Genomic DNA, 12,551 nt, shown 5'->3' with positions numbered 1-12,551 from the left:
GGACTGATCCGCCAGTACCTGCCCAAGGGCACGGACTTGTCGGTGCATAGTCAGGAAGCCCTGGACGCCATCGCTTTGCAACTGAATATGCGACCGCGCAAACGCTTCGACTTCAAATGCCCGATCGAGGTGATGGGCGAAGTGATGCAAGAAGCCGTGGTGATGCGGCATGATGCTCCCGCTTCAATTCAATAACCGTGTTGCACTCAGATCCTGCAACCGCCGAGGTTTCGCTTAGTGAATTTAACTAATAAATTATTTAATCCATTGGTCAAAAAGCATTTAGGCTAAATAATTAAACTACAAGGCATTCTCAATTGAGGTAAATTGAGTCTACCGGAAATGGTATTCAGCTGCGAACGCTACGTAGCTGCTGCCTCGATCATACCGACCGGTTCCGGGTTAAAGCGGAACAGTGCCGCTCAATAGACGATGTAAACACGCCAGACGAAATGGACATTTGAGGATTAGCCGCATGGACGAACGCAAAGAACGAGAGTTGAACAATTACCTGGACCTGCTGTTCTGGATGGAAACGGCATCGTCGGCCGAGATCCAAGGGACATTGGCGGTCGCGTCTGGTGTGACTAAGGAAGACCTTCATTTGGCCGTAAAGTGCATGATGGAATCATACCGGCCTGACCTGGCGCGTTACTTTCCCGATTTGAAGCCAAACAGATCATTTCTAGCAGAATTGCGCTGCCAACACGCAGCGCTGGCCGAAGCGATGCAGCTACTAGAGGACTCGTTGACCCAGCGCAAGCACGACCCGTCTTTATCTCTTGAAAGGGAATGACCCCGCCTTGCTCTGAGGTGTGACTCGGCGGGCTGTCACGACAGTCCTCTAGGAATGAAAGCGCCGGCAATCAGTGGATAATGATCGGCACAGGCGAAATCCCTACGACAACCTACAGGGCGTTCTCATTTGAGGTAATTCGAGTCGTGCGATACCCTTGAACCATTTGGGGGCGGGATGAGGCTCTACTGGCTGCGCGATGACCAAAGGGAGCGCATCAAGGATCTGCTGAAACTGATGACCTCGCTTGCTGGGGAGGCTGACCTGGAACACCTGATGGTGGATGGCAGCATTGTCCGCGTTCAGCAGCAGGGTGCCGCAAAAAAAAAACAGCACAGGCCGCCAAGGCCATGGGTAAGTCCCGAGGTGGCTTGAGCTCCAAGATTCACGCAAGCGTAGATGCCTTGGGTAACCTACTGCGCCCGCCGATAACGCCGCATGTGTGAGCTTTCTACGAGACCTGCTGCGGTGATTCCTGTCGACTCGATCTGGTTGGCCACCGAACTGATGGACATGCACACCGGCACCGATACCGCGTTGGCGCGAGTGGTTACGGTGTTCGGTGCGACGCAGCCGCACTGCGCGTATCTCTTTGCCAATTGCCGTGGCAATTGCATGGAAGTGTTGGCGCTCGATGGCTTGGGGATTTGGCTGGCAGCACGTCGCCTGCACCAGGGCCGATTTGTCTGGCTGGGTAGTCGGCACGGTTCACAGCTGGAACTTAGTCCTGAGCAGCTTCGGGCACTTGTGCCTAGGCTTGACGCATGATGAGTGGGGGTATTGAGCGAGTTCTGGCCACAGCGCTGAGTATGTAAGTCGAACGGATCAAAAAAAGAAAAAGAGCTTAGAACCGGCATGGGCAGCCATCAAGCTGCCCATGCCGGTTTGTCTACTCGTTGTCGAACGACTCAAGCTCTTGGGGTGCGATTGAGCAGCAATTGAAATAGCGAGCAGTCAATAATAAACACGGCCAAGATCGGCGGAAATCGCAGCATCAGGATCACAGTCAGCGCTACTGCGGAAGCGCTTGCCAGTATGCCGATGAAGGTGAGAAGTTCGATCAGGAAACGTATCAACACCATGGAAGTCTCCTTGAGCTGATTCGATGTTGGTTCAGGTCCGGAGCGTATCGGCTCCCATCTACCTGATGGACTTTGCTAACCCATGCCAAGGGCAAAGCGCCCCTACAGATATCCCCGTTCTGCCAGCGATACGCAGCCTTCATAGCCCACGACGACATGATCCAATATTTGAGTGCCAATCATGTTGAGGGCGTTTTTGAGGATTGTGGTCAGTGCGCGGTCGGCTTGACTGGGCTCCGGGTCACCGGAAGGATGGTTATGAACCTTATGTGCCCCGTTTTCTTATGTGTCCGAAGGTAGCCACACCGGCGTAGATCAAGGATTCCGGCCCAGCATCAGGGCACATAACCGCAGGTCAAGCGCAGCATGACATCTCCTTCGCTTTTCTAGAGAGGTGGTTGTCATGTTGGAACATCACTTTCGGTCGTTCAAGGCGATTGACCGCATCAAGGCCCTGTGGCTGGGCCCGCAGATCGAGCGTTACGTCCAGTCGCTCGACGAGCAGCACACGTCCAATGACACGGTTCGGCAGCATGTCCGGGCGCTCGCGCACTTCAACAATTTCGCCATCGCAAGAGGCGCTACGCAGTTGCAGGAACTTCCCGATCATGTCGATCCTTTCGTCGAACGATGGAAGGCCGAACATGGCGGCTGGTGCAAGAACGCCCAGGACAGGGCGGCAGTTGTCGCGCATAGCCGTATTCCCGTGGAGCGGATGTTGTGCGTGGCCTTGTCCGGCTACACGCGACCGAGCAATAAGCCCGCCATGCCGTTTTCCGTCTCCGTCCCGGCTTCTTCACCTTTCTGGTGGAGGAGAAGGGGTTGCTCCGTACCACGCTGCACAACTACATCTACACGCTGCGTCCATTCGAGTCGTACCTAGCGCAAGCCGGTATCGCCTTGGCCGAGCTGACGCCTTGCTTGCATCACCGATTTCCTCAGCGAGCGCGCAAAAACACAAATCCGGCATGCTCAACAGCGCAGGGCCTTGCGCGTCTTTCTCCGCTATCTGCACCGAGAGCGCATCCTGGTCACGGATCTCGTGCGCAGTGTGCTGCGCGGGCGCAGCTACAGGCAGGCCTCCATTCCTCGCGCCATTCGCTGGGAGGATGTCAAGCGACTGCTTGCCAGCATCGATCGGCGCTCGGACCTGGGCAAGCGCGACTATGCCATTCTGGTGCTGCTGGCCAGCTATGGGCTGCGTGCCAGGGAGATCGCGGCCCTCTGCCTGGACGACTTCAACTGGAAGCACGCCCAGGTCAGTATTCCCATGCGCAAAGGCGGGCACTCGACTCGCTATCCACTCTCGGCGACAGCCGGCGAAGCGGTCATTGAGTATCTGCAGGTTCGACGCATCGACGTGGTACATCGCCAAGCTTTTCTCACGGTCAAGTCGCCCTACACGCCCATGCAGCACGCCACGGTTTCATCGATGGTCGGCATTCGGCTGCGAGCCGCCGGCATCCAGGTATCCCGAGCGGGATCGCACACCCTGCGCCACGCCTGTGTACAGCATCTCGTCGAAGCCAATGTCCCCTTCAAGGTCATCGGCGACTATGTTGGCCACCGCAACCCGGCTTCCACATTGGTCTACGGCAAGGTGGCGCTGCACAAGCTGCGCGAACTGGTCATCGCAACCGCGGAGGACGTGTTATGACTGCTCACTGGAATGGCTTTCACAGCCCCCTCACATCGAACAGTACTTGCGCGCCAAGCGGACCATGGGATGCAAGTTCGCCAGCGAAGACCGCCAACTGCGTCTGCTCGACCGGTTCCTGGATGAGCAAGGCATCGACAGCATTGAGGCGATCGATGCCGGATGCCTGCAGGCCTTCCTGGTCTCCCGTCATCGCACCAATCCACGCAGCTACAACAACTTGCTGGGCAATGTGCGACGGCTGTTCGACTGGATCGTCAGTCAGCAGCTGCTCGCGGCGTCCCCTGTACAAGCCAGGGCGCAGCCGCAGACGGCCCGGCGGCTGCCTTTCCTGTTCCCGCCCGAGGCCATCCGACAACTGCTGGTCCATGCCAAGGCATTGCAGGACACTCGCGCGCGCCGCTGCGGGGCGCCACCTACGAGATGATCTTCGCCTTGCTGGCCGGCCTCGGCCTTCGGGTTAGCGAGGTAGCCCGCCTACAATGGGGCGACGTGGACCCGGAGCGCGAAGTCCTGGAGATCCGAAACACCAAGTTTGGCAAGGACAGGCTGGTGCCATTCTGCCCCAAGCTGGCCGCCAGGCTGCGCGGCTGTTTGGCCCTACGCGAGACCCGAGGTTATGCCTGCGCGGGTGCCTGCTTCCTGTTCTCCTGGAATGGACGAGATCCCATCAGCACGAACAGCATCCGCAATACGTTCCGCGATGACCTCCTGCCGCAATTGGCTCTGGATGTCCCGGCCGGCGTCTTCGGACCGCATGTCCACGGACTGCGTCATTCGTGTGCGCCCAGCATGGGCGCAATCTTGTGGGTGAAAGTCCCGCCGTGAGCTGACCACAGCGAACGAAGTGAAGCGCAACTGCATGAGGGCGACCGAGTGTGGGGAGGAAGCGTGAATCGAAGCCATGAGCCGATGGACAAGAACCGGATAAAAGGCGAAGCCGATCAGGGTGAGCGGGCACGAAACCGCGAAGCTCTTGTGGTCAAGGATCAGGCGGTGTAAATCCGGCGGTTGTGTGGTGAAGGATTGCGTTCTTACCTGGGGAGATCTCGCCTCATGCCTGAAAGGGCGACGGCGTCAGCCGGAGCGAGAAGTCAGCAGAGGCCGTAGTAGTCTTTTTTTGACGAAGGGCCGAACGAGAGAAAGCGTTATAGGCCATGTTGATGCGAACGACCGGAAGTCAGATGCCTGCCAAACGCGGCGCGGATGGAGATAACGAGCGGTGAAGCCGTGAGAAGTCCTGTCAGCGACGAGGCCAATCGCCCGCAAGATGAATCCAACAACGCAGGGCAAGGGCTGCTGGAACGGGCCTTTGCGAGAGAAAACCTGAAACGGGCGTGGAAACGGGTCAAAGCCAATAAAGGTGCAGCGGGAGTCGATGGTCTGGATATTGAACAGACCGCCGAACATCTCCTGAGCCAATGGGCAGCGATTCGTGAACAGCTTCTTTCGGGTGTCTACCGGCCCAGTCCGGTACGGCGTGTGGTCATTCCCAAGCCTGACGGCGGTCAACGTGAGTTGGGTATTCCGACGGTCACCGACCGTTTGATCCAACAAGCGCTACTGCAAGTCTTGCAACCACTCCTCGATCCAACTTTCAGTGAACACAGCTACGGCTTTCGCCCGGGACGTTGCGCGCAGGACGCCGTATTGGCGGCTCAACGGAATGTGTCCTCGGGGCGCAAAGTTGTGGTGGATGTTGACCTGGAGAAGTTCTTCGACCGGGTCGACCACGATATTTTGATGGGCCGTTTACGCAAGCGGATTGCGGATCGGGCGGTTATCCGGCTGATTCGGGCGTATCTGGATGCGGGGACGCTGATCAATGGCGTGGTCGAGAAAAGCCGCTGTGGGGCGCCGCAAGGCGGCCCGCTAGCGCCGGCAACAATAGAGCAAACTCTCGGATAAAATGGGGGCTGCGCATTGCCAGGGAGAGTTTTTCCCCAAGGCATGCAGGATGCCCCGACGTCGAGATTGTTCTCGTCATTGAGGGCATCGCCTCCACTGATGGGAGACCTCAGTCATGAGCCGAAAACCGCGGATTTGGCGTATTCGTCTGGCTTTTGAGCCAAATCGATTCTCTCTTGAACAGCTCGAGAGGGCCTACGAGCAGCTTAAGCCGACAGAATCGCGGGCTTCCTCAGAATTGTCGCCATCCCAGCCCTCTGTGACAGAGCATCGTACTGCCAAGCGAGGTGAGCAATGAGCCAGGCTGTGATGGTGGCGCTCTATGCCCGGGTGACCAACAGGCTAAACGCGGCACGATTGAAAGCCAGATTGCCGCGTTGACAGAGCGGATCGTGGCTGATGGTGTCCACGTGGCTGAGGACATGCGTTTTGTCGATGCAGGCGTCAGCGGCGCGACGCTGATTCGCCCACAATTGGAGCGACTCAGAGACCGCGCTGCACTTGGCCTGGTGGAGCGTCTCTACGTCCTGTCCCCAGACCGGCTGTCGCGAAAATATGCTCACCAGGCATTGTTGATGGAAGAATTATCGGCGTGCGGCGTACAGGTCGTGTTCCTCAATCATGCCATTGGCGTCACGCCTGAGGAGTCGTTGCTGCTGCAGATGCAGGGCATGATCGCGGAATATGAGCGTGCCAAAATCATGGAGCGCAATCGTCGCGGCAAGCTTCATGGAGCCAGACGCGGCAGCATCAATGTGCTGTCGACTGCGCCCTACGGTTATCGCTACATTCGTAAGCAACTTGATGGCACACCCGCACAGTACGTTATCGACTTGCCGCAAGCGGCGACGGTCAGAGCCATCTTTCAATGGATTGGGATGGAGCGGCTGAGCATCGGCGAAGTGGTGCGTCGCCTTGGGGCAACAGGCACCGTAACCGCCTCAGGTAAACCGTATTGGGATCGCAGTACTGTATGGGGAATATTGCAAAATCCAGCCTACATGGGCCGGGCTGCTTTCGGCAAAACACAGGCGCGTGATCGTTTACCTCGGATACGCGCACAACGCCACACTGCCGAGGTGCCCAGGAAGGGGTATTCAACTGTACGTACGGATCCAGGTCAGTGGATCGAGATATCCGTACCGGCGATCGTCAGCGAAGGGTTGTTTCAGTCGGTTCAAGAGCAGCTTGCCGAGAATCGCAAAGCGCGTCAGCGCCGTCATGGTGCGGTCTACCTACTTCAGGGTTTGACCGTTTGTGGCCATTGTCACTACGCCTATTACGGTAAAAAGGTCAGCAAGGCAGCAGCCAAAGGCCAACGTCGGAACTATGCCTATTATCGTTGCATTGGAACCGATGCCTACCGTTTTGGTGGCGAACGCGTCTGCGACAATCAGCAAATACGAACGGATCGTCTCGATGAACTGGTGTGGCAGCAGGTTGTTGAACTGCTCGCCCACCCTGGAAGGCTAAAGAATGAATATGAACGTCGGCTGGGTATCCTCGAAGAAAAAGAAAAAACAAATCCTGATACTGCCGCACTGGAACGACAACGACTGCAGCTGGATAAAGGCAAGTCGCGGCTCATCGATAGTTATGCCGAGGGTATGATCGAGAAAACGGACTTTGATCCAAAGATGCGAAACTTGAAGAGCCGTCTGGAACAGCTTGATCAGCAGATTCAGGACTCACGGCGTCATCAGGTGGGTCAACGCGAGCTGTTTCTCGTCATTAATCGTCTCGAAGAGTTTGCCGCGGCTGTCCATGACCGATTGGGCACACTGGATTTCGTCACAAAACGCGAGATCATCCGCGGCCTGGTCAAGCGTGTCGAAATTCATAAGGACGAAATTTTGGTGGTGTTCCGGATTGATCCGGATCCCGGGTTCAACGCCAGCGAGACGTCGACTGACTCAGGCATCGGAGAGAAAAGTATGCAAGATCGTACGCGGCGTACTGTCGCCGTTGCTGGCGAATGTGCTGCTGGACGAAGTGGATCGGGAGCTTGAGCGTCGAGGTCATTATTTTGTCCGCTACGCCGACGATGCGAATGTGTATGTTCGCAGTCACAAGGCGGGGCCGCGGGTAATGGCTCTGTTGAAGCGACTGTATGAAAAGCTGCACTTGAGTGTCAACGCGAGCAAGAGTGCGGTGGCGAGTGCATTGGGTCGCAAGTTTTTGGGCTATGAGTTGTGGTCAGCCCGCGGCGAAGTCAAGCGTGCTGCATCCTATAAAGCGCAGAAGCAGTTCAAGCAGCGAATACGCTGGTACACCCGACGCTCGTGTGGTCGTAGCTTGCAGCAGATCGTCGATGAGCTGCGACCTTACATCTTGGGTTGGAAAGCTTACTTCGGGTTGTCGCAAACCCCAGCCGTCTGGCGTGAACTGGACGAATGGATACGACACCGGTTGCGAGCTATCCAGCTGAAACAATGGAAGCGCGGAACGACGACGTATCGTGAGCTGCGAGCACTTGGTGCGAGTAACCAGGTGGCGCAGAAGGTGGCAGGAAACACCTGCCGCTGGTGGCATAACAGTCGTCTTGATCTGAATCGCGTGCTTGATATTGCGTGGTTCGACAGGCTGGGATTAGTGCGTCTCTCATAACCTCAATCTCTCGAACCGCCCGGTGCGGACCCGCATGCCGGGTGGTGTGGCAGGGGAACGGCCTATGAAGGCCGTCCCCTATGCCGATTTGCAGTCCGAACGCTGCTGAGGTGGTATCGCCAGGGAATTGCGCCTGCCGATCGCCTGCATCATCTGTCGACCTTCCTCGGGCACCTCAACCCAGCCAGCACGGCCGTGTACCTGACCATCACCAGTGACCTGCTCAGTGCTGCCAACCAGCGCTTCGAGGCCTTTGCACCCTTGCTTGGCGAAGAGGTGGCACCATGAAACTCCAGAGTTTTTCATCGGTCATCCATGGCTACATCCTAGACTACCTTCCCCGGCACAAGGGCTTGCAGCCCAGCACTATCCGCAGTTACCGCGACAGCCTGCGCCTGCGCCTGTTCCTGGTCTTCGTCGCCGGAGTGCATCACCGGGGCGTAAGCGAACTGGAGCTGGAGCTGGAACATTTGGACTACCACGCGGTGCTAGCTTTCCTGCGCAACATGGAGGTCGAACGTGGCAACGCCATCAGCACGCGCAACCAGCGCCTGGCGGCGCTGCACGCGCTCTACGAGTACATCGGCCGCACAGTCCCCGAGATGCTACCGTCCTGCGCAAAGGTCGCGGCCATTCCGATGAAGCGCTGCCCTCTGCCGGAGATGAAGTTCCTGGCACGCGATGAAGTCGAAGCCTTGTTCGCCAGCATTCCCGCTCAGGACAGGCTCTCGATACGCGATCGCGAGCTCTTGATGCTGCTGTACAACACGGGGGCACGGGTCTCCGAAGTAGCCCAGTTGACGGTCGGCCAGCTCGATTTGCAGTCGCCCGCCCAGGTTCGATTGTTGGGCAAAGGCTTGAAGTGGCGGACCTGCCCCTTGTGGAGCCAGACAGCGAAGGCCTTGCAAGCCATGCTGGACAAACGCGCCGCCTCCTTGGGGCCCGCCGAGCCGGTGTTCGTTGGGATGGGCGGAGCGCCGATGACCCGCTTCGGTATCTACAAGCGCATCCGTCACCTTGCGCAGGCCTGGGAGGCTTCGGCCAAGCCCTTTTCGCAGGTCCGGGTCACGCCGCATGTGTTTCGGCATACCACCGCGGTTCATCTGCTCGAAGCTGGCGTCGAGGTGAATGTCATTCGGGCTGGCTGGGGCACGTCAGGCTAGAGACGACCAACCGGTATGCCGAGATCACCATCCGCATGAAGACCGATGCTCTGGAGCTGTGCGAGTCCGTCGCTGCAAGCCTGGGACGCTCGCGCAAACCCGCGTGGCAGGACGATGCCGCAATGCTGGCCTGGCTGTCGTCCTTGTAGTCACGACCCGCGGCTGGGCTGGACGACCTGCTTTCGCTTCGCTTGATCGTCCAGCCTCACAACAACCATCCATCTGCCGATCGGGCGGGGATTCGCCATCTTGGCGGCTCGCCCGTTATGTCTCCTGTGACTGGGCAGAAATCCTTGATCTACGCCGGTGTCGTCGCCTTCGGACACATAAGAAAACGGGGCACATAACTGCCATTTTGTGGCGCGCCACAAAATGCACCATAATTACGGCGGCAGCGTTGTGTTCCAGGGCGATCTTGACCACTTCCCTTGGGTACACGCTGGCCCCGTCCAGGGTGCCTCTAAATAGCTCTCGGAAACCAATGACCCGAGGCTTGGTATCGAGCAGCAATAGCGCAAAGACTTCATGCTCGTGGTACTGCAGCAGTGTTTGCAGATGGCTGAAGACGTGCTTAGGCTCAGTCAATGCACGGCCTTTCGACAGACGACTCATTGCGAGTTGTTGAGCCATCTGCAGGATGTCAGCTTCGGTGACCGGGGATTCCATGACATAGGTGCCGGATGTCTCTCCAGCCCGGAGTTTGTGATATTTCATGACGGTATTCCTGTGCGAATGCGGGGAGGTTGAGGCGCGCGGTTACTGGACGCAGGGTCTAGCGTGCCGGCTGGCTTGGGATTCCAGCTTTTGGGCCAGTGATGTTTTTGCAGGCGTTGCCGGTTGGAGTTCTGCCTGGCTGTGCATGGTCTCAGTGGCGGGAAAGAACTCCTCGACGATGACGCCGGTGTCTTCCTCACTGTCTTCAAACGCGCCGTTGTTAAAGCCCTGCCGTGCGGCGTTATCCAGGGCGGTTTGGTCAAAGCCAGCGCTTGTCTAGTCTCATCCAGCTGCTTGGCTTTCAGTAAAGCGTCTTCCATGTTCAGACCACTGCATACCGTGATATCCACGTAGAAGATTGGTGTACCATGGCTCTGCCGGGTGGATTTGCCGCGCAGGCGCAACTCCAGTGGCAGACAGGCCAGACGGTTGCCTGAGATGGGCTGGAAGTACTGCAACCGTGCCGTCAGGGTGCGGATGCTGATGAACCCGGTGGTTCGAAACACAAAGCTGCCCAGCGGATCATCGTCGCCAATCACCACGTTCAGCCGACCATAGGGCTTGCAGGCATTGCCTTGGGTCAGTGAACAGCCATCGGGTGAAGGGCAGGGCAATGTCTTGATACCGTCTTCACACTGTCGCTTGCAGGTGTCTCCATTGCCGACGCACAGTGGCCGGCCGGTGGTGCGGTTGAACAGGCTGTAGTCAGCCCGAAAGTTGAGATCAGGCTCATTGAACAGCAAACGGATTGGAATACTGCGCAGCTTACCGTCCTGGCCGTTACGCAGTTCTTCATTAAGTGGGTGCAGCAGCCAGCCGTCGCGGCTCTGTATCTGTGAAGTAATGGTAAGCTGATCATCTTTCTCCGGCAGACGCTTGCCGTTTTTCTCGACGACCTTGCCGATGGAAATGCGCCCAAGTACCGGTGGGGTGATGGCTAAACCTTTGCGCATGGTGGTTCTCCTGCATCTGAAAATAAAAAAGCCACCGGGATCTGAACGGTCCGAGTGGCTTGGGTGAGAGCTGAGGTGTTCAGGCAATCAGAAAACGTCGACTGCCTTCGCGGGTCTTGCTGTAGCGGGCCTGCAGGTAGGGTTTGTCCTTGAGCATCCGTTTGATATCCAGCCCGGTGCTGTCCTTGGACTTCTTCCAGCTGATGTAGCCCTCGGCAAACTCTGCACGGGTGGCTTCACCCATGGCCTGCTGCAGGACTTGTTTGAGCTGCGCCTCACGCTTCTCCTGCAGGGCAATGCTCTGGCGAACAGTCTTGAGCTCCAGGTAGGCGGTGGCCAGCTCCGTGTGCTGGCTGAAATCCAGGGTTTGACCGTTGTCTTCGGGGTAGAGGCAGCGCAACGCCGCTTCTGCAGAAGCTGTGCCATCGGCCGGTGGTGGGGTGTCACTGACCACGTAATCCCAGAACAACCGCTCCAGATCGATCAGCCGAGCAATCATCGACTCGTCCCGTTCGATGCGATGGATCTCCAGGTGCTGACCACCGAGCAGCACCGCGACATCGGCCGCTTGCTTGCCAGTCACGGCCAACTGGTGCATTACTTGTAACTGAACATACTCCGGCACTCCCTCTATCCAGAGGCGTGCGTCGTTTATGCCGGCTGTTTTGCGTTCAAGGATCTGTACATCGTCGGCGCCGATGACCTCTCGGTCGATGTTGGCCAGCATCCAGGACAGTTTAGGATCAGGATGCTGTAACACGGCATTGACCCGCCGCATCCGGTTGCCACTGCGCTTGCTGTAATGCCAGGCCACGATGGGCTCCAGAACATTGCCCCAATAGGCGGGGCTCTCTTCATCCTGCGGATTGAGCTTGGGTAGAGAGGTGTCACGGCCGGTTTTCTCCAGCCACAGTTCGAGCTGGGATTTGTAAGGGTTAAGGGCCACGTCAGCGGCGGCATCTGAACTGCCGACGCCTTGTTTACGCACGGCCAGCCAGTCCTCACGGGGCAGTTGTTTGGTCCCCTCCAGGCGCAAGGCTGGACGGCAGCACCTCTGAAGCCTGTGAAATGTTGTAAGCCGTAGCTTCCAGCGCCAGTCTTACGCCCAAGCGCTCACACTCGTTCAATGTCATGACTCGAGTCCATGCTCCACTCTCATCAGGTAGCGGGTCACGATGAACCTCATCAATCAACCAAGCATGGGGTAATTCCTCGAGCTGATCGGTATCGACCAGATTAACCAACCGCTCAATAACGCGTACGATTTTGTCCGAATTCTGTAGGCACCCCTTTTACTCGCTGCCCTTTTTACTTTCGCCCCCTTGTCCATCGATACTACTTGCCGAGCCTGTCTCTGATTGCCAGTGATCTTGGGACGAACGAAGCCAGCGTTCAGATGACCATGAGTGTCTTTCTCGCTGGACTATGCGTAGGCATGTAGTTCTACGGTCCACTGTCCGATCGCTATGGACGCCGGCCATTGTTGCTGGGCGGAATAATGCTTTATCTGGTTGCCACGATTGGATGCATGTTGGCAGGCAGCGTTGAGCAACTGATCGAGCCGGTTCTTACAGGCCCTAGGTGGTGCGACAGCTTCTGTGTTGTCGCAAACCATCGTTAGGGAAATTTATATGGACGCCTTCCGAAGCTCAATAGGCAGGCATGCTGGCG

The 12,551-nt window shown here is 57.5% G+C and carries 12 protein-coding genes and 5 pseudogenes; 11 read left to right on the top strand and 6 right to left on the bottom strand.

Annotated features, from left to right (window positions below; all coding sequences use genetic code 11):
* From DU29_RS0114360 to tnpB, 3 genes and pseudogenes are all read left to right on the top strand, one after another.
* Positions 1–195: pseudogene (locus DU29_RS0114360) on the top strand (IS30 family transposase); the annotation flags it as partial.
* 280 nt (positions 196–475) lie between these two features.
* Positions 476–796, top strand: coding sequence for a hypothetical protein (locus tag DU29_RS0114355; protein ID WP_028622336.1), 321 nt, complete (start codon positions 476–478; stop codon positions 794–796).
* Positions 797–1,234: 438 nt separating this feature from the next.
* Positions 1,235–1,564: an IS66 family insertion sequence element accessory protein TnpB gene (gene tnpB / locus DU29_RS01000000129955; RefSeq protein WP_152635546.1), complete on the top strand. Its 330-nt coding sequence runs from the start codon at positions 1,235–1,237 to the stop codon at positions 1,562–1,564.
* Between the two features lie 140 nt (positions 1,565–1,704).
* Here tnpB and DU29_RS1000000132995 read toward each other — a convergent pair whose 3' ends face one another.
* The 3 genes and pseudogenes from DU29_RS1000000132995 to DU29_RS1000000133300 all read right to left on the bottom strand — a co-directional run bounded on the left by DU29_RS1000000132995 (position 1,705) and on the right by DU29_RS1000000133300 (position 2,572).
* Positions 1,705–1,878, bottom strand: a complete 174-nt coding sequence (locus DU29_RS1000000132995; RefSeq protein WP_177326961.1) for a hypothetical protein — start codon at positions 1,876–1,878, stop codon at positions 1,705–1,707.
* 102 nt (positions 1,879–1,980) lie between these two features.
* Positions 1,981–2,142 (bottom strand): annotated as a pseudogene (locus DU29_RS1000000131510) (JAB domain-containing protein); the annotation flags it as partial.
* A 91-nt stretch (positions 2,143–2,233) separates the two neighbouring features.
* Positions 2,234–2,572 carry a hypothetical protein gene (locus tag DU29_RS1000000133300; protein ID WP_033050506.1) on the bottom strand — a complete coding sequence of 113 codons (339 nt, stop codon included), beginning with the start codon at positions 2,570–2,572 and terminating at the stop codon, positions 2,234–2,236.
* Between the two features lie 294 nt (positions 2,573–2,866).
* Here DU29_RS1000000133300 and DU29_RS1000000133295 point away from each other — a divergent pair, with 294 nt between their 5' ends.
* From DU29_RS1000000133295 to DU29_RS01000000129920, 7 genes and pseudogenes are all read left to right on the top strand, one after another.
* Complete coding sequence (locus DU29_RS1000000133295; protein WP_236645610.1) at positions 2,867–3,535, top strand: tyrosine-type recombinase/integrase; 669 nt, start codon at positions 2,867–2,869, stop codon at positions 3,533–3,535.
* Between the two features lie 46 nt (positions 3,536–3,581).
* Positions 3,582–3,962, top strand: coding sequence for a site-specific integrase (locus DU29_RS1000000133290; protein WP_236645609.1), 381 nt, complete (start codon positions 3,582–3,584; stop codon positions 3,960–3,962).
* On the top strand, positions 3,959–4,363 hold the full coding sequence (locus tag DU29_RS1000000133285) for a tyrosine-type recombinase/integrase (RefSeq protein WP_236645608.1): 405 nt from the start codon (positions 3,959–3,961) through the stop codon (positions 4,361–4,363). Before DU29_RS1000000133290 ends, DU29_RS1000000133285 begins: the two co-directional genes overlap by 4 nt.
* Before the next feature lie 402 nt (positions 4,364–4,765).
* Entirely contained in the window at positions 4,766–5,443 is a 678-nt protein-coding gene (locus DU29_RS01000000129935; protein ID WP_442961306.1) for a reverse transcriptase domain-containing protein, read from the top strand.
* 287 nt (positions 5,444–5,730) lie between these two features.
* Positions 5,731–7,452, top strand: a complete 1,722-nt coding sequence (locus tag DU29_RS01000000129930; RefSeq protein WP_328286326.1) for a recombinase family protein — start codon at positions 5,731–5,733, stop codon at positions 7,450–7,452.
* Positions 7,394–8,050 (top strand): annotated as a pseudogene (locus DU29_RS01000000129925) (group II intron maturase-specific domain-containing protein); the annotation flags it as partial. The gene DU29_RS01000000129930 and the pseudogene DU29_RS01000000129925, both read left to right, overlap by 59 nt.
* Before the next feature lie 284 nt (positions 8,051–8,334).
* Entirely contained in the window at positions 8,335–9,213 is an 879-nt protein-coding gene (locus tag DU29_RS01000000129920; RefSeq protein ID WP_236645607.1) for a tyrosine-type recombinase/integrase, read from the top strand.
* 264 nt (positions 9,214–9,477) lie between these two features.
* On the opposite strand, the gene DU29_RS01000000129915 is transcribed toward DU29_RS01000000129920, so the two are convergent.
* From DU29_RS01000000129915 to DU29_RS0114285, 3 genes and pseudogenes are all read right to left on the bottom strand, one after another.
* Complete coding sequence (locus DU29_RS01000000129915; protein ID WP_328286324.1) at positions 9,478–9,927, bottom strand: JAB domain-containing protein; 450 nt, start codon at positions 9,925–9,927, stop codon at positions 9,478–9,480.
* Positions 9,928–9,969: 42 nt separating this feature from the next.
* Positions 9,970–10,880, bottom strand: a pseudogene (locus DU29_RS01000000129910) (recombination directionality factor).
* Between the two features lie 79 nt (positions 10,881–10,959).
* Positions 10,960–11,868, bottom strand: coding sequence for a YqaJ viral recombinase family nuclease (locus tag DU29_RS0114285; protein ID WP_236645606.1), 909 nt, complete (start codon positions 11,866–11,868; stop codon positions 10,960–10,962).
* Between the two features lie 334 nt (positions 11,869–12,202).
* Between DU29_RS0114285 and DU29_RS1000000133280 the strand changes: the two are divergent.
* A pseudogene (locus DU29_RS1000000133280) lies at positions 12,203–12,511 on the top strand (MFS transporter); the annotation flags it as partial.
* Positions 12,512–12,551: the final 40 nt, after the last annotated feature.

The organism is Pseudomonas sp. Ant30-3, assembly GCF_000690905.1.
In the GTDB taxonomy this organism is placed as follows: domain Bacteria; phylum Pseudomonadota; class Gammaproteobacteria; order Pseudomonadales; family Pseudomonadaceae; genus Aquipseudomonas.
The sequence above is the reverse complement of the archived record's forward strand: the minus strand, read 5'-3'. Positions and strand labels throughout refer to the sequence as shown.

Coding starts and splice junctions, on each gene's coding strand:
- DU29_RS1000000132995 (WP_177326961.1), bottom strand. CDS start 1,878: ATGGTGTTGATACGTTTCCTGATCGAACTTCTCACCTTCATCGGCATA.
- tnpB (WP_152635546.1), top strand. CDS start 1,235: ATGTGTGAGCTTTCTACGAGACCTGCTGCGGTGATTCCTGTCGACTCG.
- DU29_RS1000000133300 (WP_033050506.1), bottom strand. CDS start 2,572: ATGCGCGACAACTGCCGCCCTGTCCTGGGCGTTCTTGCACCAGCCGCC.
- DU29_RS1000000133285 (WP_236645608.1), top strand. CDS start 3,959: ATGATCTTCGCCTTGCTGGCCGGCCTCGGCCTTCGGGTTAGCGAGGTA.
- DU29_RS01000000129920 (WP_236645607.1), top strand. CDS start 8,335: ATGAAACTCCAGAGTTTTTCATCGGTCATCCATGGCTACATCCTAGAC.
- DU29_RS0114355 (WP_028622336.1), top strand. CDS start 476: ATGGACGAACGCAAAGAACGAGAGTTGAACAATTACCTGGACCTGCTG.
- DU29_RS01000000129915 (WP_328286324.1), bottom strand. CDS start 9,927: ATGAAATATCACAAACTCCGGGCTGGAGAGACATCCGGCACCTATGTC.